Raw genomic sequence first — 19,065 nt, forward strand, 5'->3', positions numbered from 1 at the left:
CGACCGTTCGGCGGATAAAAAAATCGGCCCGCTTGCGCGGGCCGATTGTCTTTTCGCAGGAACGGGATTCAAACGTGATGGTGTCCCGTCACACGATCCCAGCCATGACGCACTGCGGCCTTGAAGCGCTCCCACGTGTGGCCTTCCGGATGCCGGCTTTCCCAGTCGCGCTGCATCTCATATTCCATCTGATCGTCCCACGCGCGGCTGCGGAAACGATCGTCGTTGCCGAGCATCGCGCCATAGCGGTATGCGCCCTGATAGTCCTCGTACGGCTCGCCGGTCGCCATGTATTTCGCGTCGTAGTCCGCGCGGAAATCCTCCTCATATTCCATGTACTCGTTCGGCACGCTCGGAGGCACTGCCGATCCGCCCGGACCGACCGGGCCGGCGGCCTGCGTTCCAGCCGAGGCGATGACCGGATCCGGCGACGATCCCACCGCGCGCGCCGCGCCGGCTTGATACGGCGCGGCCGGTTCGTCGAGCGGGCTCAACGGCTCGACCGAGCGCCATTCGGATCCTGTGTCGGTGCGCACGCCAGGCAACGGCTCGCGCGAAGTTGCCGGCGGAACGGCGCCGGTCGTGCTCAGCGGATCGCGACCAGCGAGGGCATCGCGTTCGGACAGCGAGTCACTTCCCAGTCCACCGGTCGTCCCGGTCAGCGGCTCAGTGGCGCTGCGCATCGACTGGCTCTGTGTCTGCGACGACACCTGACGTCCCAGCAACGGATCGTCTGCGGGATCGCTGACGTAATCGCGTGGCGCCACTGCGGCGGCGTCGCGACGCGTCAGCGGGTCGCCCAAAGGATCCGCGAGCGGATCCAGCAGCGGTTCCGCGGCCTGATCCGAAGCATCCGTGCGCGGGTAGGCGCGCGCGCCCGACCAAGTCATGCTCGGATCATTCACCGGCTCGCGTCCCGGCACGGCGCTGCCACGTCCCAGACCGAGTTCGTCGAGCACCGAGTGATCGCGCTCGTCTTCAGCGCGTAGTGGCGCATCCGTCCCGCCGTGTTCGAGCGTAGTCCAGCTTGCGGCGCGTTCGTCGATGTCGATTGCACCCTGATCCGTCAGCGTCGCCCGCGCGATGTCGGCCTGCTCGACGCTGGGCGTATCCACTGCCACCAGCACCGCGCCGCGTCGCACGGCTTCCGAGTAATGCGCCACCTCGGGCGGCTGATCGCGGCCGCCGAACAGCATGCTGAAAAAGCGCTCGATGCTCGCAAGCATGCCGGGTTGCTCGTGGGTTTCGGCGTCGGGCAAGTCGGAGGGCGCGGCGGCGTCGTCGCGTTTCGGATTGGCCTGGAGTTCGATGTCGGCGCGCGCAAAGCCGGCGGTCATGAGGGCCGAGCGTGCATCCTCGGCTTGCGCGTAGGTGTCGAAAACTCCGATAACGGTGTGTCGCATGTGCGCCTCCTGAGGATGGGCGAAAGGTCGTACCGGCGGAAGAGTGCCGCCGCACATGGAGACGATCACGCAACTCGCGTGCCGGATGCCTGCGCATTGAGAACCGCCCGGCGAGCGCCTGGCAGCGGGCGCGGCTTTTACAATGTCGTGTGCAAAAAGTCGACTTTGGAGACGTGCTTCAACGATCGACGGACCGCACATCCCACTCGCCGGCAGAGGAAAGATCCACGCCCTGCGTGCGGGCGCGGATCGCGCGCAGCAGCGAATCCAGCAAGGCGATGTCGAAGGGCTTCGACAGCACGCGCGCGCCCACCTGCCGCGCGCGGTCCAGTTCCTCGGCGTAGCCGGTGACGAGAATCACCGGAAGCTGCGGTTCGAAACGTTGCAACCGTTCCGCCAGGTCGATGCCATTCATCTGCCCCGGCATGTGGATGTCGGACAGCACGACGTCGAAGGGAAAATCAGCGGGCGTCTGCGTGCGCGCGGCGTCGAGCACGGTCACGGCGGTATCGGCGTTGAAGACGTAGGTGACCTGGTGGCCCATCATCGTCAGCAGCGCCTCGGTGCCGGCCGCGACCTCCTCGTTGTCCTCGACCAGCAGCACGCGCAAACCCTCCGCTTCCGCCGCGACCGCCGCCTGTCCCGGAACCGGCCCGCCCTGCGCGGCCGCCGCGGCGCGCGGCAGGAACAGGCGCACGGACGTGCCCGCGCCGATCGCGCTGTCGATCGTCGCCAAACCGCCCGCGCGTTCGCAAAACGCAAAGACCTGCGGCAGCCCGAGCCCCGTGCCCATGCCCTTCGGCTTGGTGGTGAAGAGCGGCTCGAACGCGCGCCCGAGCACCTCGGCGCTCATGCCGACGCCGGTGTCGTCCAGCGCCAGCCGCGTGAAGTCGCCGGTGATCGGAAAGCCGTCTTCGTGGCGGAACTGCACGTTGTCCGCGCGCACGGTGAAGGTGCCGCCGTTCGGCATGGCATCGCGCGCATTCACCGCGACGTTGATCAGCGCCAGCTCCAGCTCGGCCGGATCGACACGGACAGGCCAGACGTCCGGCGCGACATCGACGTTCAACGCCACCTTCGCGCCGAGCGAGGCGCGCAGCAGCTCGCGCACCGACGGCACCCATTTGCCGAGCGTGATCGTCTCGCTGCGCAACGGCTGCTTGCGTGCGACGCCGAGCAACTGCCGCGTCAGCGACTGGCCGCTCTTCAGCGCCCGTTCCATGGCCGTGAGTTCGCGGTCGAGCCCGGGTGCGCCGCGCCGCCGCGCGATCTGCACATTGGTCGAGACGATCATCAGCAGATTATTGAAGTCGTGCGCCACGCTGCCGACGAGATTGCCGAGCGCTTCCATCTTGCGCGCCTGACGGTAGGCGGATTCGATCGAGCGGCGCATCGACGCTTCCGCCTGCCAGCGTTCCCACGCTTCCTCCTCGATGGCGAGTCGTCGCAGCGATTGCGCGATCACGCCCCACAGGACGATGCAGGGCGCGAAGATCGACAGCGCGAGCACGCTGAGATGGCTGTACCAGTCGGACCAGATGGTCGCGACGGGAAAGCCGCTCGACACATACAGCGGATAGTTGCCGATCCGGCGGAACGCGACGATTTTCAGCTGGTTGTCGAGTCCCGACACCATCCGCACGACGCCGCTGCGGAGTCCCGCGCGATAGGCATCGCGCAGCGGCGAGGCGGGCGCGAGCGACATGCGGTCGGGCGGACGCGGCGGATACCACGCGAGCACTTCGCCGTCCGTGCGCGCGAGGCCGAGCGACACACTCGGATTCTCGCCGATCAGCTCGCGATAAAAATCGGAGAAATAGGCCGGACGCAGCGCGATCGACACCATGCCGTCGAACTTGCCCGCCGGCGTGGTGCGCGCAACGGCCGTATTGAAGACCTGTTCGCCCGCAACGCGTCCCGTCATCACGCGGGAAATCTGCGCGAGCTGCTGCCCCGCACGCACGCCGGTGAAGTCGTCGCGGGTCGCGACGGAGATGTCGGGCGTGGGAAACGTGCGGCTGGTCGCGAGCAGGGCGCCGTCGGCCCCGAACACCGACGCCGCGGCCACTTGCGGATACGCCCCGGCGATCCCTTTCAAGCGCTGATGCAGGACGGCGCCATCGCGGCGGATGGCGCCGGCGTCGAGGTCGTCGAGCAGATCGACGATGCGCGCATTGAGCGTGACATTGAGGTCGAATACCTTGAGCGCGTGCTCCTCGGCGACGCGGGCGGTGCGGGTGACGAGTTCGGAAGCGTTGGCGACGCGCTCGTGATAGCTGGTCCACGCGATGACCGCGACATAGACGCACGGCAGCACGATGGCGGCGACCAGCAGCGCGTACAGCGTCATGCGCTGCGCGGCGAAGTTGCGCTCAGGAATCGCCGGCAGCGGCGATTCGTCCTGCCGCGTGTCGGCGGCAGGTCCGGCGTCGGACTCGTCACGTTGCAACGTCATTTTTGGCAGCGAGTTGGAAACTTTACCCGGGCAAGAGGCGCCCAGGTGTCGTGCAAGCGGGCAGAACGGCCGTCACACCGTCGTTTCGACGGCCCAACCACAAGAAGCATGCACGAAACATGCCGCGGGTGCCCCGCACTTGTACAAGTCAGAAGCCGACAGCCATGAATCGGCCGGCAACTTAGCGAGATTATGGGCAGCGCAAACGTACACAAAAGTCACAACTTCACGTCATTACGAACGTATGAGATGAATCATCTCATACAAGTTCAACTTGTACCGATATAATCCTCGCCGCGCTATCCACCGAGTTGCTTTGACATTCTGATAGTCAGACAATGCAATCCTCCGACGTATTCGCCATCAGAGCGTCTCGGAGAACAAGCAGCCTCGCGGCGCGTACGGGGGAAACAACGGGCTCGAAAGGCGGAAGCCGCCGAGCCACGCGACCAGACGAGGGACAAAAGGCCACGGTCCGTCCACCAGCCGGATCATGCAGGGGGCAGGCAACATGACGCCGTTCGAGACCCACACCGCCGCGCGCCCCATGCACATGGCCGCTGCGCCGCGCACGCCTGCCGGCTGGCGCGCTTACGCCCATATGCGGCGCGCCTGGCTCATCGCCGACGACCTCTCCCGCCGACAGCGTTCCTCCGGCCGCCGCGCCAGGGCCTGCGCATCTGTCAATCCATGAAGTGCCTTCTTAAAGATCGCTCGCTGGATGCCGTAATGAAATGCGAGTGCATGCCGTGTCGGACGACATGAATGTCCTCAGCCCGAAACCGCCTAACCACGCCGCCGCCCATGCCGTTGCCGATTGTCATTGCCGATGATTCCCTGCTCGCGCGCAAGGTGTTGACGCGCGCGCTGCCGCCGGACTGGGACGTCGAGATTTCCTACGCCACCAATGGGCGGGAGGCGCTCGAGCACTATCGGGCGGGCCGCGCCTCGGTGATGTTCCTGGACCTGACGATGCCCGACATGACCGGCTATCAGGTGCTCGACGCCCTGCAGCACGAGGATCTGAATACCTTTGTGATCGTCGTCTCCGCCGATGTGCAGCCGCTCGCCCAGGAGCGGGTTCGCGCGCTCGGCGCGATCGCATTCCTGCCGAAGCCGGTGACGCCCGAGGCATTGCGTCCCGTTTTGAAGGAGTACGGCATCCATGGTTGATACCGCCCCGAACGAAGCCCTGAGCGAAGCCCTGAACGAAGATCAGCGCGATGCGCTCCAGGAAGTCGCCAACATGGCGATGGGCCAGGCCGCGACGCGCCTCTCGAAGCTGCTCGGAACGTTCATCGAACTTTCCGTGCCGCGCGTGCGCGTGGTGAGCGTGGCCGACGCGTCCGCCGCGCTGAGCGAGATGACCGGCATCACGGATACGGTCACGGCGGTGCGCCAGGGCTTTCGTTCCGACATCAAGGGCGAGGCCATCGTGCTCTGCAAGAGCGCCAGCGTCGAGCAGCTGTGCGCGCTCGTCGACGATCCCTACACGCAGTCCACCTACGAAGCGACCACCCGCACCGAACTCGTCTTCGATGTGGCGACCGTGCTGATGGGCGCGTGCGTGTCGTGCATTCTCGACCAGCTGGGGCGTTCGCCCATCTTTTCGCCGCCGGGAATGCTCGGCGAAGACATCGGGCTCGACGAAGTGTTCCAGCCCGCGATGCTCGCGTGGAAAACGGCGCTGCTGCTCGAAGTGAATTTCGCGCTGGAAGATCAAAGCTTCCGCGCTCATCTCGTGATGCTGATGGCCGAAGACGCCATCGCGCACATGAACGAAGCGCTCGACGCGCTTCTCTCAAGTCTCTGAACGAGCCAGGATCCGGGCATGAACGAACTGAGACACGTGCTGAGTGAACTGGTGATCGAGCGCGTGGGTTTCGGCATCTTCGTGCTGGACCGCGATCTCAACGTGCTGATGTGGAACCGCTTCATGGCGGATCACAGCGGCAAGACCGCCGAGCAGGTGATCGGCAAGTCCATCTTCCTGAGCTTTCCGGAACTGCCGCGCGTGTGGTTCACGCGCAAGGTGGAAAGCGTGTTCCAGCTGGGCAGTTTCACGTTCAGTTCGTGGGAGCAGCGGCCGTATCTCTTCAAGTTCGATCACGACCGGCCCATCACGGGCGGCGTCGACTACATGCAGCAGGACTGCACCTTCATGCCGCTCACGCACGAGCGCGAGGTGCGCGCGGTCTGCGTGACGATTTCCGACGCCACGCACGCGAGCATGATGCAGCGCGCCCGCGACGAAGCCGTGGCGAAGCTGCAGGAGTTCGCCGACCGCGACGGCCTCACGGGCATCGCGAACCGGCGCTATTTCGAACTGCGCCTGGGCGATGAATTCCAGCGCTGGCAACGCTACGGCGGCGAGCTGTCGATGCTGCTGTTCGACCTCGATCACTTCAAGCGTATCAACGACGACCTGGGCCATCTGGTCGGCGATACCGTGCTGCGCGTGATGGCGGAGCGCGTCGCCCGGAGCGTGCGCGTGCAGGACGTGTTCGGGCGTTTCGGCGGCGAGGAATTCGCGCTGCTGCTGCCGTGCACGAACTTCGAGGACGCGATGATCGTTGCCGAGAAGGTGCGCCGCGCAATCGGCGAAACGCCCGTGGACGTGCAGGGCGCGTGCGTGCCGGTCACGGCGAGCGTCGGGGCGGCGCGTGCCCGCGCGGGCGTGACGTCGTCCTACGAGGCGCTGATCAACGAGGCCGACGCGGCGCTCTACACGGCCAAACGGGAAGGGCGCAATCGGGCGGTCGGGTTCGCCTGACGCCCTGCCGCGCGCGCCGCGCCGGCCGCCCGGCGCGGCCCGGGCGCAACCGTCGAAACTGTTGATATACTCTGAGCCGCTTTCCGGCGCAGTCGCAGCCGGTTCGCGCCGGCCTTCCTTTCCGATCAGCCCCCGGTATCACACAAGCGCCAGGTTGTTCCGCGCGCATCGGGCTGTTTCCGAAGCCGGCGCCCGATCCCTAAATTTGCCCGTGGGGGCGCCACAGCGGAGTCCGTCTTGGCCGTTTCCAACATCGTCGCTGAAGAACCCGCGCCCGACGCCGCCAAGGCATCGTCGGGCAGCTCGTTCTATCTGGCGATGCGCATCCTTCCCGCCCGTCAGCGGGACGCGATGTACCAGATCTACGCCTTCTGCCGCGCGGTCGACGACATCGCCGACGAAGGCACCCTGCCGCGCCGCGAGCGCGCGATTGCGCTCGACCGCTGGCGCGAAGACATCGACGCCTGCTATGCGGGCGCGCCGAAACAGTCGCTGCAGGCGCTCACGCAGCACATCCAGGCTTTCCAGCTGTCCCGCGACGACTTCCAGGCCGTCATCGACGGCATGGCGATGGACGCCGCCGGCGACATCGTCGCGCCCGACGAAGCCACGCTCGACCTCTATTGCGACCGTGTCGCGAGCGCCGTGGGGCGTCTGTCGGTGAGGATCTTCGGGATGCACGAGGACGCCGGCCGGCGCCTCGCGCACCATCTCGGGCGGGCGCTGCAACTGACCAACATCCTGCGAGACATCGACGAAGACGCGGACATCGGCCGCGTGTACCTGCCGCGCGAACTGCTCGCGCGCGAAGGCATTTCCACGAGCGACGCGGCGAGCATCGTCGCCGACGCCCGTCTGCCGCGCGTCTGCGCCGTCCTCGCCGAGCGCGCCAGGAGCCACTACGCCCAGTCCGACGCGATCATGGCCGCCTCGCCGCGCGCCCAGGTGCGCGCGCCGCGCATCATGTCGGCCGCGTATCGCACGGTGCTTGACGCCAACCTGAAACGCGGCTTCGACCTGCCGCGCAATCGCGTGCGCACGCCGCGTTCGCGCCTGCTGTGGATCGTGGCGCGCAATCTGATCTGATGTCCCGGCGGGTCCACGTCATCGGTGCGGGCGTGGCCGGTCTCGCGGCGGCGGTCCAGGCGCAGCGGCGCGGCGCACGCGTCGTGCTGCACGAGGCCGAGGCGTTTGCCGGCGGTCGTTGCCGCTCGTTCTTCGATGCCAAACTCGGTGCAACGCTCGATAACGGCAATCATCTTTTGCTATCCGGCAATCAATCGACGATGGCGTATCTGCGGGCGATCGGCGCGACGGATGCGCTGACCGGGCCGGCGCACGCGGACTATTCGTTCCGGGATACCGCAAGCGGCGACGCCTGGTCCATCCGCATGTCGCCGGGGCGGCTGCCGCGCTGGATCTTCGACGCCCACGCGCGCGTGCCCGGCACCCAGCCCGCTGATTATCTGTCGCTGCTGCCGCTGTTCTTCCTGCGTCCGGGGCGCACCGTCGAGGACGCACTGCGCAGGAAGGATCGCGCGTGGGATCTGCTGGCGCGGCCGCTGCTGCGCGCCATGATGAACGCCGATCCCTCCGAGGCCAGCGCCGAAACGGCAGCCGGCCTGCTGCGCGAGACCGTCGCGGCCGGTGGCCACGCGTGCCGCCCGCTGGTGGCGAAGAGCGGCTTGTCGCACGCGTTCGTCGACCCGGCTCTGCGGCTCCTGCAGTATGGCGGCGCCGATATCCGGCTGGGCGTGCGGGTGGCGGGCATCGGGGTAACAGGCACGGATTCGAATGAGCGTGTAAGCTCGCTGGCTTTCGAGCGTGCGCCGGGAAGCCTGAACGGCGCGGCGGAGCCGCTGGCGCTCGCGCCGGAAGACGGCGTCGTGCTCGCGGTGCCGCCCGCCGCAGCGCGCCGGCTCGTACCGGGCCTGAGCGCGCCGGACGCGTCGCGGGCCATCGTCACCGTGCATTTCGCGACTGATGCGCCACACGGCTTCGAGCCGCTGACGTGTCTGGTCAACGGCCAGTCGGACTGGCTGTTCGTCGCCGATGGCCGCGCGACGGTGACGTTCGCGAGCGCGGACCGCTGGCTCGCGACGCCGCACGAGGAACTGGCGCGGACCGCGTGGCAGGAAGCTGCCCGGGCGATGCGCCTGCCGGCCGCACTCATGCCGCCCTGGCAGGTCGTCGCGGAGGCGCACGCGACCTTTGCCGCGGTGCCCGCGCAGGAAGGCTTGCGGGCCGCGACGCGCACCCGCTGGCCCAATTTCACACTCGCGGGCGACTGGACGGCGACCGGCCTGCCCGCGACGATTGAAGGCGCGATCCGCTCCGGCCAGAAGGCCGCGGATGCGCTGCTGAACCCATCGATGGAACGCAGATGAACGACTTGTCCCTGTCGGCCGTGGGCGCGCAGGCTTCGAAATCGACACTCGATACCGCGATCAACCAGGCCACCGACGCGCTGCTCGCGGGGCAGCATCCTGACGGCTACTGGCTCTACGAACTCGAAGCGGACGCGACGATTCCCGCCGAATACGTGCTGCTCGTGCATTACCTCGGCGAGACCGCGGACCTGACGCTCGAAGCGAAGATCGGCCGCTATCTGCGCCGCATCCAGCGCGAAGACGGCGGCTGGCCGCTGTTCGACGGCGGCAGGATGGACGTCTCCGCCACGGTGAAGGCGTATTTCGCGCTGAAGATGATCGGCGATTCGCCGGACGCCGACCACATGCAGCGCGCACGCGGCGCGATCCTCGCCGCCGGCGGCGCCGAGAAGGTCAACGTGTTCACGCGCATCCTGCTGGCGCTGTTCGGCGTGGTGTCGTGGCGCGCGGTGCCGATGATGCCCGTCGAGATCATGCGCCTGCCGATGTGGTTCCCGTTCCATCTGTCGAAGGTGTCCTACTGGGCGCGCACGGTGATCGTGCCCATGCTCGTGCTCAACGCCAAGCGTCCGCGGGCGCGCAATCCGCGCGGCGTGCGCATCGACGAGGTGTTTGCGAATCCGCCGGTCAATACCGGCATGCCGGCGCGCGCGGGGCATCAGAAGCGCGGCTGGTTCGCGTTCTTCCGCGTGGTGGATTCGCTGCTGCGCGTCGCCGATCCGCTGCTGCCCAAGGGCGGGCGCGAGCGCGCCATCGATGAAGCGGTGCGTTTCGTCGATGAACGGCTGAACGGCGAGGACGGTCTCGGCGCGATTTTCCCGGCGATGGCCAACTCGGTGATGATGTACGACGTGCTCGGCTATCCGCCCGAGCATCCGAACCGCGCGATTGCCCGCAAGTCGCTGGACAAGCTGCTGATCGTCGATCCCGCCGACGACGGCGAAGCGTATTGCCAGCCGTGCCTGTCGCCGGTGTGGGATACGTCGCTGGCGGCGCACGCGCTGCTCGAAACCGGCATGCCGAAGGCGCGCGCGGCGGTGAAGCGCGGTCTCGACTGGCTGGTGCCGCTGCAGATCCTCGACGTGCGCGGCGACTGGATTTCGCGTCGCGCCCATGTGCGGCCGGGCGGCTGGGCGTTCCAGTTCGCCAATCCGCACTATCCGGATGTCGACGATACCGCGGTGGTCGCGATGGCGATGGAGCGCGCCGATCGCGAAAACGGCACGGCCATGTACGGCGAGGCGATTGCCCGGGCGCGCGAATGGGTCGTCGGCATGCAGAGCAGCGATGGCGGCTGGGGCGCGTTCGAGCCGGAGAACACCCAGTTCTACCTGAACAACATTCCGTTCTCGGATCACGGCGCGCTGCTGGATCCGCCGACCGTCGATGTCTCGGCGCGCTGTCTGTCGATGCTCGCGCAGCTCGGCGAAACCGCGCTGAACAGCGAGCCTGCGCGCCGTGCGTTCGAGTACATCGTCAATGACCAGGAACGCGACGGCAGCTGGTACGGACGCTGGGGCATGAATTACATCTACGGCACCTGGTCGGCGATGTGCGCGCTCAACGCCGCCGGCGTCGCGCCGACGGACCCGCGCATGAAGCGCGCGGCGGACTGGCTGATCGGCATCCAGAACGCGGATGGCGGCTGGGGCGAGGACGGCGAGAGCTACAAGCTCGACTATTACGCCTACGAGCCGGCGATCAGCACCGCGTCGCAGACGGCCTGGGCGCTGCTCGGGCTGATGGCGGCTGGGCTGGTGGAGCATCCGGCGGTCGCGCGCGGCGTCGACTATCTGATGCGCACGCAGCAGGCGCACGGCCTGTGGGACGAGACGCGCTTCACCGCGACCGGCTTTCCGCGCGTGTTTTATTTGCGCTACCACGGCTATCGCAAGTTCTTTCCGCTGTGGGCGCTGGCGCGCTACCGCAATCTGACGCGCGAAGGTCTCACGCGCGTCGTGGCGGCGATGTGAGCGCAGACGCGGGTCGTGCTTCTGCCGGCAAGCCCGTCGTGGCCGTGACCGGCATGGCGTTCGAGGCGAAGATCGTGCGCGGGCAGGGCGTGGACGTCGTGTTCGCGGCGCGCAGCGACTGGCTCGAACGCGCGCTGTCCGAGGCCATCGCGCGCGGCTGTTCCGGCATCATCAGCTTCGGCACCGCGGGCGGTCTGGCGCCGGATCTCGCGCCGGGCGCGTTGATCATTGCGGATAGCGTCTGCGGGCCGCTTGGTGAAGTGCCGACCGATGCCGCCTGGTCCGCGCGCATCGTCGCGGCGCTGGCGGGAACACCCGTGGAGCGTCTGACGCGGCGCGGCCCCATGGCCGGCGTTGCCGCGCCGGTGACGGGCGAAGCCGAAAAACAGGCGCTGCATCGCGCGACAGGCGCACTGGCCGTCGATATGGAATCGCACGTGGCCGGCAGCATGGCCCAGGCGCGGGGTCTGCCGTTCGCCGTGTGCCGCGCGATCGTCGATCCGGCATGGCGCAGCCTGCCGCCCGCCGCCATGGCTGGCCTGCGGGACGACGGAACCACGGCCATCGGTCCGATCCTGCGTGAATTGCTGCGCCAGCCGTCGCAACTGGGCGGCTTGCTGCGCCTCGCCGGCGACGCCCGCGATGCCCGCAACACCCTCGTTCAGGCTCGCCGTGCGCTCGTAACGGCGCGGGCGCTCGCCTGCAACTGAAGCTTCCTTTATTTCTTGCTTTCTGCGGGTTAACACCTATCTCGATATAATCAGGGAAAACCCTAATCACCCGCGCGCGTAGATTTCGGTCGAGATCGCGGCGCAAGTAGCAGAAAGTGAGGTATCAAATGAATTTTCATACTCGCAAGTGGGTCAAGCCGGAAGACCTGAACCCCAATGGCACGTTGTTCGGCGGCAGCTTGCTGCGCTGGATCGACGAAGAAGCCGCCATCTACGCGATTTCACAGCTGAACAATCAGCGCGTCGTGACCAAGTTCATGTCGGAGATCAACTTCGTCAGCTCGGCGCGGCAGGGCGACATCATCGAACTGGGTATCGCGGCGACGCATTTCGGCCGCACGTCGATCACGCTGCGCGCCGAAGTGCGCAACAAGATCACCCGCAAGAGCATCCTGACGGTCGAGAAGATGGTGTTCGTGAACCTGAACCAGCAGGGCGAGCCCGCGCCGCACGGCCGCACGAAAATCCGCTATGCCGATGAACTGTTCGAAGCCTATCGGCGCGATCAGGGCCCGGTCGAAGCGCCCGCCATGTCGGGAGATGATCTGTTCGAAGCGCAGGCCGAGGAAGCGGCACACTGAATGAAATGGGCGCCGTCGAACGGCGCCCATTTTCGTTTGGAGTGACTTACTTGGCGGGCTGTGCCGCTGGATCGTCGTACTGCGGCAGGCCTTGCCCCTTGCTCGAACTGGGCGACGGCGCGCCCTGCGGCGCATTTTCCGCAGGCGCGGGCGACTTGCCGCCGACGCCGCCCGCCGGCGCCCCGGCCGCTCCGGCCGCGCCCGGATCGTCATACGTCGGCAAGCCTTGCTCCTGGCTGCTGCCGCCGCTCTGTCCCGGCGGCGCACTGGCGCCTTCCGGCGCGCTCGCGCCTTCGTCGCCGTAGTCAGGCAGCGTCGACGCGCCGCCGCCAGTCAGCAGGTACTGGCGGCGCTGCGTGTAGGCATCGCGGACAAAAGCGTATTTGTCGAGCGCGGCCGCCGAGAGCAGGTCGGTCGCACCGATCAGATCGGCCCGCGCGCTGACGAAATTCACGCCGTACAGCGGCCAGCGGATGTCGGCATCGGTATAGCTGATCGGATTCACGCGCCAGTCGACCAGCCAGGTGGTCGAGTCGCGGAACGAACTCGGGCCGAGCAGCGGCAGCACGAGATACGGACCCGACGGCACGCCGTAGTGCCCGAGCGTCAGGCCGAAATCCTGGTGATGCTTCGGCAGGCCCGCCGGCGATGCAATATCGATCAGCCCGCCGATCCCGAACACCGAGTTCATCGCAATGCGCATCAGATCTTCCGTGGCATCGGTGATCTTCAGCTGCAGCAGGTTATTGGCGAAGTTGGAGAAGTCGCCGAGATTCGAGAAGAAGTTGCTGACGGCGGTGCGGAACGGGCTCGGCGTGTAATCCACGTAGAACTGCGCGACGGGCTTCGCCACGTAGGTGTCGAGCGTGTCGTTGAACGTGAAGATCTTGCGGTTCATCGGCTCGAGCGGATCGCGCGGATTGCGGTCCGGGCCGGTTGCGCAGCCGCTGGTGGCGAGCATGCCCGCGATTGCCAGTCCCATTCCCAGGTTGCGCACTGCGCGAGGGGTCAACGCCGTCGATCCCGACTTCATTCTTCAATTCCTCTTAGGTTGTCATGCCGTTGAGCCGCGCGCAGCCTGGCCCGGTCCGCGGCGCGTATGCGGCGCGGTTTGCCCATCAGGACCGGCTGGAAGACCACGGCGCCGACCAGCGTGCAAAACAGCGACAGCGCCAGCAGCCGCCCCATGCTGGAGGTGCCCGGATGATGCGAGAACCACAGGCTGCCGAATGCGGTTGCGGTGGTGGCCGCGCTGAACATCACGGCGTGCGTGAGACTCGATTGCAGCAGGCGCGTCTGGCCGGAGCGCCACGCCATCACGAAGTAGATCTTGAACGCGACGCCCACGCCCAGCATGAGCGGCAACGCGATGATGTTCGCAAAGTTGAGCGGCATCCTGAAGACAACGCACAGCTCCAGCGTCACGATCGCGGAAACGAGCAACGGTACCAAAGTTCTCAGAACGTCGCCAAAACGGCGAAGTGCGATCCACAGCAGCACCGTGATCGCGGCCAGCGAGTACAGCGCCGCCTGCTGGAACGACTTGATGATGGTCTCCGCCGAATGGCGCACCGAAATCGGCCCGCCGATCGCGTCCGGCTCGGCCTTCTGGACAGCATCGGCGAAGCGGGCGAGCAGCGCGTCGTCGTTCGGATCGGCGCCGGGAGGAATCTTCGGCGAGACGTCGACGAGCGCCTGTCCCTGCGGCGTCACCCAGGTCTCGACCATCTGCGGGGGCAGGCTCGCGCGAGTGATTTCGCTGGGCGTCAGCAGCGAACGCAGTTGCGCGAGCGCGATGCGCAACGGGTCGGCCAGTGCGTGGTCGGCGCGGTCGCGGGTAGCGGCATCAGCCTGGGCAAGCTGCGCGAGCGTCTGCGACAGCTGCTTCGCTTCCTTGTCGCCGGGGCCGGGATGCTCGTCGGCCGCGAGCGACAACTGGCTCGACACGCGCTTCAGCGCCGCGACCCTGATCTCGTCCGTCGCCGGGGCGGCCGTGGGCTGATCGAGCGCGGGCAACAGCTGGTCGGCGGCAGCCTTGATGAGCGCGAGCTTTTGCGGCTGGTCGCCGGGGATCAGCGACGACAGCGTGGTCGCGCGTCCGACTTCCGGCAGCTTGTCCAGCTTCGCGGCAATACGGTCGGCATCGGCAAGCGAGGGCGCCAGCACCGCGACATCGTTGACCGCGCCTTCGGGCGAATCCTTGAGCGAAAGCAGCGTTGCCATCGACTCGGTGTGCGGATCCTTCAGATGCAGCGGATTGAAGTCGAAGCGCAGGTTGAACAGCAGCGGCAGCGCGCCGATCACCACGACCAGCGTGCCGATCAGCACCGGCTTGCGATGCTTGTCGAGAAATTCATCGACGGGTGCGAGCACCGGAAAGCCCGGCGAGTGCGCCTCGCCCGGCGGCGCGAACACCTTGATCAGCGCGGGCAGCAGCGTCATGTTGGTGAGGTACGCGACGAACATGCCGACGCCCGCGATCAGGCCCAGTTCCGACACGCCGCGATAGGCGGTCGGCAGGAACGAGAAGAAGCTTGCGGCGGTCGCGGTGGCGGCGAGCGTCAGCGGCACGGCCACATGGCGTGCGGTTTCCGCGAGCGAGACGTCGAGCCGCTTGTGCTTGTAGCGCTCCTCGCGGTATTTCACGCCGAACTGGATGCCGAAATCCACGCCCAGCCCGACGAACAGCACCATGAACGCCACCGAGATCATGTTCAGCGCGTGGACCATCATGAGACCGAGCGCGGCCGTGATCGCCAGGCCGACGAACAGCGTGATGAACACCGCGAGAATCATGCGTTTCGAGCGCAGCGCGACCCACAGGATCATCAGCACGACCAGAAAGGTCAGCACGCCGTTGAGCGCGGCGCCGTCCTGCACGGATGCGAATTCCTCGTCGGCGAGCGGCTGCGCGCCGGTCAGATGCAGGCTGGCGCCATACTTTTTGTCGAGGCCAAGTTCGGCGGCTTTCGCGCGGATCTCGTCCGATGTGCCCGCCGCCGCCTTCAGCGCGTTGAAGTCCAGGTCGGGCAGGACGGTGATGAAGGCACGTCCCGGCGCATCCTTGTTCGACGAACCCGAATCCGCCAGTTGGCGCCAAGAGAACGCGGCCGGTTGATTGGCCAGCACGTGTGTCAGCACGGTGTTGGCATGGCCGAGCAGGCCGGCCATCTGGCCGAGATTGACCTGGCCAAGCGTCAGCGGCAGGTTGAGCGTGGTGTTGAGCGTCTGCGCGAGACCGGTGAGCGTCGGGTCGTGGGCAAGCGTGTTGATGAGCGGACGCGCCGAGACGAGCTGCTTCGTCACTTGCTCGACCTTGTCGACGGGCAGGTAGAGCAGGCCTTCGTGCTCGAAGAACGAGCCGCCCGAAGGCTGCGACACCGACTTGAAGCGCTCCGGTTCCTTGGCGAGGGCGGCGGCGAGCTGGTTCGCGGCGGCGTCGGCGAACTCCTGCGCGGGCGCTTCCACCACGATAAGCAAGGTGGCTCCGCGCTGCGGAAAGGCCTGGTCGATGGCCTTGCTGCGCGCCGCCCACTCGGGTTCGGTCTCGATCAGCTGGCTGACGTCGGTGCTGATCTTGAAATGATGAACGACGTAGATCGTGCTCAACACGCCGAGCAGGAGCGAAACGGCGATAATCCAGGCCGGGCGGCGGATGGCGAGGGTGACGAAACGAGTAATGTTGGACGTCAGCATGAAGACGCTACCTGTGTGTCCTGTTATTTTTGCGCATTGCTGCTACGCGCGAAGTGCATGATGCCGATCGCCGGAAAGCGCATCGCCCCGATCAAACGACGCGGTGTGCCGCGCAAGTATAGCGGGCGCTTCAGCACTGTCCGCGCTTGAACTGTCGCGGCGCTGCGGTGTCGATATACTTGCTGCACCAGCCGGCGGCAGCCTTGTGCAACGTCCAGGGCCGTAGAGCCCACGCCAACAAACCAGATCAGAGAACGGGTGCCATGAAACGCTATCTGTCCATTTGCTTCGCTTTCCTCCTTGCCTCGGTGGCCTTCACGGGCGAGGCAGCCGCACAAACGAGTCCCGATGCCGTCGTCAGGAACGCGGTGGAGGGCACGGTCGACGCGATGAAGGCCGACCCGCAGGCGCGCGGCGGCGACATGGCGAAGATCACGCAGCTCGTCCAGACCCGCTTCCTGCCCGCCACCGACTTCCAGCGCACGACGCGCATCGCGGTGGGCAAGGCCTGGGCCAGCGCCACGCCCGAGCAACAGAAGCAGCTGTATGACCAGTTCCAGACGCTGCTGGTCCACACCTACGCGGCGTCCCTGTCGCAACTGCGCGACCAGGAAGTGAAATTCAAGTTCGACTCGCCCAACATCGATGCCAATACCAAGGACACGGTGGTCGAATCGCACGTCATCTCCACGGGCGGCGACAACCCGGTGCGCTACCGTCTGCAGAAGACCCCGCAGGGCTGGAAAATCTATGACATCGACATGATGGGCGCGTGGCTCATCCAGGTCTATCAGCAACAATTCGCGGGGCAGTTGCAGAAGGGCGGCGTCGATGCCCTGATCAAGTTCCTCGCCGAGCACAACGCCCGTTCGGCGGGCTGACGCGCTAGCGTCGGCGGTGCTCTACCGCGAACTTGATCAGCTCGGCCTGGCCGTCTATATCCAGTTTGCGCTTCAAATTCAGCCGGTGCGTTTCTACCGTGCGCACCGACAGCCCGTGCTGTTGCGCGATCTGCTTGCTCGAGAGGCCTTGCGCCAGCGCGTCGAGAATCTCGAGTTCGCGCGGCGTCAGGCGTTCGAGCGGGGTTTGCATTGAACGTGCCTGGATCATGCGCGCCGCCACGCCGGCGCTGAAGAAGGTCCGGCCGGCGAGCACCGCGTCGATGGCCTGGATGATTTCCGTCGCCGGCGAATCCTTCAGCACATAGCCGCTCGCGCCCGCGCGCACTGCCTGCATGACGTACTCCACGTTGTCGTGCATCGACAACATCAGCACGCGAATGTCCGGAAAGCGCTCGTGGAAGCGCGCCGCCAGCTCGATCCCGCTCATGCCCGCCATGCCCACGTCCATCAGCACGAGATCGGGCGGATTCGCCTCGTCGGCGGCGAGGGCCAGTGCATCCGGGCCATTGCCCGCTTCGCCGATCACCCGCAGATGCGGTACGGAATCGAGGCGCGCGCGCAGGCCGTCGCGCACCAGCGGATGATCGTCGACGAGAATCAGGCGGGCGGGTTCAGCGCTCATCGGCGTGTCCTTGGAGATTGGGTGCGGCGAGCGGCAGCGGCACGCTCGCGACGATGACCGTACGGCCCAGTTGCGAGTCGATGCGCAGCGCACCGCCCAGTGTATCGAGCCGCTCGCGCATGTTGCGCAGGCCGAGGCCGCGCATGGGATCGGACAGCACGGCGGGCACGTCGAAGCCGACGCCGTTGTCCGTGATGTCGAGCGTCACCGCGTGCCTCGCGACGGCAAGCGTCAATTGCGCGCGCGACGCCTTGGCGTGCCGCGTGATGTTGTTGAGCGCTTCTTGTGCGATCCGGAACAGCACGGTGTTGACAGTGTCCGGCAGGCTTTCGCCCGTGCCGGTCGAGTCGAAAAGCACTTCGATGCCGTCCTGACCGTTCGATTCGCGCGCGAGTTGTTCGAGCGCGGCGGCGAGGCCGAGGTCGTCGAGCATCGCGGGGCGCAGCGCGTGGGAGATGCGCCGCACTTCGCGCAGCGTCCCGGCGAGCCGCCCGAGACCGGTCGAGAGCGCGGCTTCCGCGGTGGGTTCGCGCGCCGCGCTGCGTTCGAAGCGGGCCAGCGCCGATTCGAGCAGCAGCTTCACCGATACCAGCATCTGGCTGATGCCGTCGTGCAATTCGCGCGAGAGGCGCGCGCGTTCCTGTTCCTGCGATTCCACCACTTGCCGCGCGAGGCGCCTGAGCTTGGCGTCGGCGCTGCGGTGCTCGCTGATGTTGAGCACGGCGGCGCAGATCGCGATGACGGCGAGCGCGGCCAGCGCAATGACGCCGATCCACGTCAGCGTGCGCGCGATATTCGAGGCGGCGCGGTCGTCGATGCGCGCGAGCGTCGTTTCCACGTCTTCGAGATAGATGCCGGTGCCGATCATCCAGCCCCAGCGTTCGAGCGGCACGACATAGCCGAGCTTGGGCGCGAGCAATCCCGTCGATGGCCTGCGCCACAGGTAGCGCACATAGCCTCCGCCTTGCGACGCCTGGCGGACGAGTTCCTGAATGGTCAGTGCGCCGTTGGGATCGCGCATCAGCCATAGATCGCGGCCGACGAGATCGGGCTGGCGCGGATGCATCAGTGACAGGCCGTGCATCGTGTAGACGAAGAAATAGCCGTCCTGGCCGAAGTCGAGCCGTTGCAGCGCGTCGAGTGCGAGGCGGCGGCGTTCTTCGTCGCTGCGCGGGTCGCCGGGGGGCGGGTCATAGAACGGCGCGATCGTGCTCTTCGCGATCTCGACGTAATGCCGCAGCTCGATTTCCTTGCTCGAGACGTACGCGGCCTGCGTGGTGGCGTGCTGAACCTGCGCGAGCGACTGCGCCTGCTGCCGCACGCCGTAGGTGATGCCGCCGATCGCGAGCGCGAACGGCACGATGGCGAGCAGGAAGATTTTGACCTTGAGATTCATTGCAACAGGGTTTTCCGCTACGTGAAGGCACGCAGCGCGCGTACGTAGTCATGCGCTTGTAAGCGTTCCGGCGAAAGCGAATACTACCGCCCAATGCGTCATCGTGGCGCATGGCACGACCACGGAGCCTGGCTCCCAAGGTC

The 19,065-nt window shown here is 66.7% G+C and carries 15 protein-coding genes; 9 read left to right on the forward strand and 6 right to left on the reverse strand.

From position 1 onward, the window contains the following. Positions 1-68: 68 nt before the first annotated feature. Together QCE69_RS28400 and QCE69_RS28405 are read right to left on the reverse strand one after the other, a co-directional pair. Positions 69-1,403 (reverse strand): hypothetical protein, encoded by a 1,335-nt coding sequence (locus tag QCE69_RS28400; RefSeq protein WP_309934309.1) that lies wholly within the window; start codon positions 1,401-1,403, stop codon positions 69-71. A 178-nt stretch (positions 1,404-1,581) separates the two neighbouring features. Further along, entirely contained in the window at positions 1,582-3,858 is a 2,277-nt protein-coding gene (locus QCE69_RS28405) for a response regulator (RefSeq protein ID WP_309925478.1), read from the reverse strand. 804 nt (positions 3,859-4,662) lie between these two features. On the opposite strand from QCE69_RS28405, the gene QCE69_RS28410 reads away from it, so the two are divergent. The 8 genes from QCE69_RS28410 to QCE69_RS28445 all read left to right on the forward strand — a co-directional run bounded on the left by QCE69_RS28410 (position 4,663) and on the right by QCE69_RS28445 (position 12,306). Continuing rightward, positions 4,663-5,031, forward strand: coding sequence for a response regulator (locus QCE69_RS28410; protein ID WP_309819094.1), 369 nt, complete (start codon positions 4,663-4,665; stop codon positions 5,029-5,031). A gap of 19 nt (positions 5,032-5,050) precedes the next feature. Further along, positions 5,051-5,671: a chemotaxis protein CheC gene (locus QCE69_RS28415; protein ID WP_309935398.1), complete on the forward strand. Its 621-nt coding sequence runs from the start codon at positions 5,051-5,053 to the stop codon at positions 5,669-5,671. A gap of 18 nt (positions 5,672-5,689) precedes the next feature. Continuing rightward, positions 5,690-6,631, forward strand: coding sequence for a diguanylate cyclase (locus QCE69_RS28420; protein ID WP_309819098.1), 942 nt, complete (start codon positions 5,690-5,692; stop codon positions 6,629-6,631). Between the two features lie 237 nt (positions 6,632-6,868). Next, positions 6,869-7,717, forward strand: a complete 849-nt coding sequence (gene hpnD / locus QCE69_RS28425) for a presqualene diphosphate synthase HpnD (protein WP_309925480.1) — start codon at positions 6,869-6,871, stop codon at positions 7,715-7,717. After that, a complete protein-coding gene (gene hpnE / locus QCE69_RS28430; protein WP_309934310.1) occupies positions 7,717-9,018 on the forward strand; it encodes a hydroxysqualene dehydroxylase HpnE in 1,302 nt (433 codons plus the stop codon). Before hpnD ends, hpnE begins: the two co-directional genes overlap by 1 nt. Then, on the forward strand, positions 9,015-10,994 hold the full coding sequence (gene shc, locus QCE69_RS28435; RefSeq protein ID WP_309934311.1) for a squalene--hopene cyclase: 1,980 nt from the start codon (positions 9,015-9,017) through the stop codon (positions 10,992-10,994). Before hpnE ends, shc begins: the two co-directional genes overlap by 4 nt. Before the next feature lie 53 nt (positions 10,995-11,047). Continuing rightward, positions 11,048-11,704 (forward strand): phosphorylase, encoded by a 657-nt coding sequence (locus QCE69_RS28440; RefSeq protein WP_309927474.1) that lies wholly within the window; start codon positions 11,048-11,050, stop codon positions 11,702-11,704. A 128-nt stretch (positions 11,705-11,832) separates the two neighbouring features. Next, positions 11,833-12,306 carry a hotdog domain-containing protein gene (locus QCE69_RS28445; RefSeq protein WP_309819108.1) on the forward strand — a complete coding sequence of 158 codons (474 nt, stop codon included), beginning with the start codon at positions 11,833-11,835 and terminating at the stop codon, positions 12,304-12,306. A gap of 46 nt (positions 12,307-12,352) precedes the next feature. Here the strand turns inward: QCE69_RS28445 and QCE69_RS28450 are convergent, their stop codons facing one another. Together QCE69_RS28450 and QCE69_RS28455 are read right to left on the reverse strand one after the other, a co-directional pair. After that, positions 12,353-13,288 carry a VacJ family lipoprotein gene (locus QCE69_RS28450; RefSeq protein WP_309934313.1) on the reverse strand — a complete coding sequence of 312 codons (936 nt, stop codon included), beginning with the start codon at positions 13,286-13,288 and terminating at the stop codon, positions 12,353-12,355. 47 nt (positions 13,289-13,335) lie between these two features. Beyond that, positions 13,336-16,002, reverse strand: coding sequence for an MMPL family transporter (locus QCE69_RS28455; RefSeq protein ID WP_309934314.1), 2,667 nt, complete (start codon positions 16,000-16,002; stop codon positions 13,336-13,338). A gap of 263 nt (positions 16,003-16,265) precedes the next feature. Between QCE69_RS28455 and QCE69_RS28460 the strand changes: the two genes are divergently transcribed. After that, positions 16,266-16,883: an ABC transporter substrate-binding protein gene (locus QCE69_RS28460; RefSeq protein ID WP_309934316.1), complete on the forward strand. Its 618-nt coding sequence runs from the start codon at positions 16,266-16,268 to the stop codon at positions 16,881-16,883. Between the two features lie 4 nt (positions 16,884-16,887). Here QCE69_RS28460 and QCE69_RS28465 read toward each other — a convergent pair whose 3' ends face one another. Both QCE69_RS28465 and QCE69_RS28470 read right to left on the reverse strand, forming a co-directional pair. Next, positions 16,888-17,526: a response regulator transcription factor gene (locus QCE69_RS28465; RefSeq protein ID WP_309819115.1), complete on the reverse strand. Its 639-nt coding sequence runs from the start codon at positions 17,524-17,526 to the stop codon at positions 16,888-16,890. Next, the gene (locus QCE69_RS28470; protein ID WP_309934317.1) at positions 17,516-18,922 is read right to left on the reverse strand and encodes a cache domain-containing protein; all 1,407 of its coding nucleotides are present in this window, start codon (positions 18,920-18,922) and stop codon (positions 17,516-17,518) included. Before QCE69_RS28470 ends, QCE69_RS28465 begins: the two co-directional genes overlap by 11 nt. Positions 18,923-19,065 lie beyond the last annotated feature (143 nt).

It is taken from the genome of Caballeronia sp. LZ032, assembly GCF_031451315.1.
GTDB lineage: Bacteria > Pseudomonadota > Gammaproteobacteria > Burkholderiales > Burkholderiaceae > Caballeronia.

What these genes read in the sequence shown, in the direction of transcription:
- QCE69_RS28400 (WP_309934309.1), bottom strand. Translation starts at nt 1,403, where the DNA reads ATGCGACACACCGTTATCGGAGTTTTCGACACCTACGCGCAAGCCGAG.
- QCE69_RS28405 (WP_309925478.1), bottom strand. Translation starts at nt 3,858, where the DNA reads ATGACGTTGCAACGTGACGAGTCCGACGCCGGACCTGCCGCCGACACG.
- QCE69_RS28410 (WP_309819094.1), top strand. Translation starts at nt 4,663, where the DNA reads ATGCCGTTGCCGATTGTCATTGCCGATGATTCCCTGCTCGCGCGCAAG.
- QCE69_RS28420 (WP_309819098.1), top strand. Translation starts at nt 5,690, where the DNA reads ATGAACGAACTGAGACACGTGCTGAGTGAACTGGTGATCGAGCGCGTG.
- hpnE (WP_309934310.1), top strand. Translation starts at nt 7,717, where the DNA reads ATGTCCCGGCGGGTCCACGTCATCGGTGCGGGCGTGGCCGGTCTCGCG.
- shc (WP_309934311.1), top strand. Translation starts at nt 9,015, where the DNA reads ATGAACGACTTGTCCCTGTCGGCCGTGGGCGCGCAGGCTTCGAAATCG.
- QCE69_RS28440 (WP_309927474.1), top strand. Translation starts at nt 11,048, where the DNA reads ATGGCGTTCGAGGCGAAGATCGTGCGCGGGCAGGGCGTGGACGTCGTG.
- QCE69_RS28445 (WP_309819108.1), top strand. Translation starts at nt 11,833, where the DNA reads ATGAATTTTCATACTCGCAAGTGGGTCAAGCCGGAAGACCTGAACCCC.
- QCE69_RS28450 (WP_309934313.1), bottom strand. Translation starts at nt 13,288, where the DNA reads ATGGGACTGGCAATCGCGGGCATGCTCGCCACCAGCGGCTGCGCAACC.
- QCE69_RS28455 (WP_309934314.1), bottom strand. Translation starts at nt 16,002, where the DNA reads ATGCTGACGTCCAACATTACTCGTTTCGTCACCCTCGCCATCCGCCGC.
- QCE69_RS28460 (WP_309934316.1), top strand. Translation starts at nt 16,266, where the DNA reads ATGAAACGCTATCTGTCCATTTGCTTCGCTTTCCTCCTTGCCTCGGTG.
- QCE69_RS28465 (WP_309819115.1), bottom strand. Translation starts at nt 17,526, where the DNA reads ATGAGCGCTGAACCCGCCCGCCTGATTCTCGTCGACGATCATCCGCTG.
- QCE69_RS28470 (WP_309934317.1), bottom strand. Translation starts at nt 18,922, where the DNA reads ATGAATCTCAAGGTCAAAATCTTCCTGCTCGCCATCGTGCCGTTCGCG.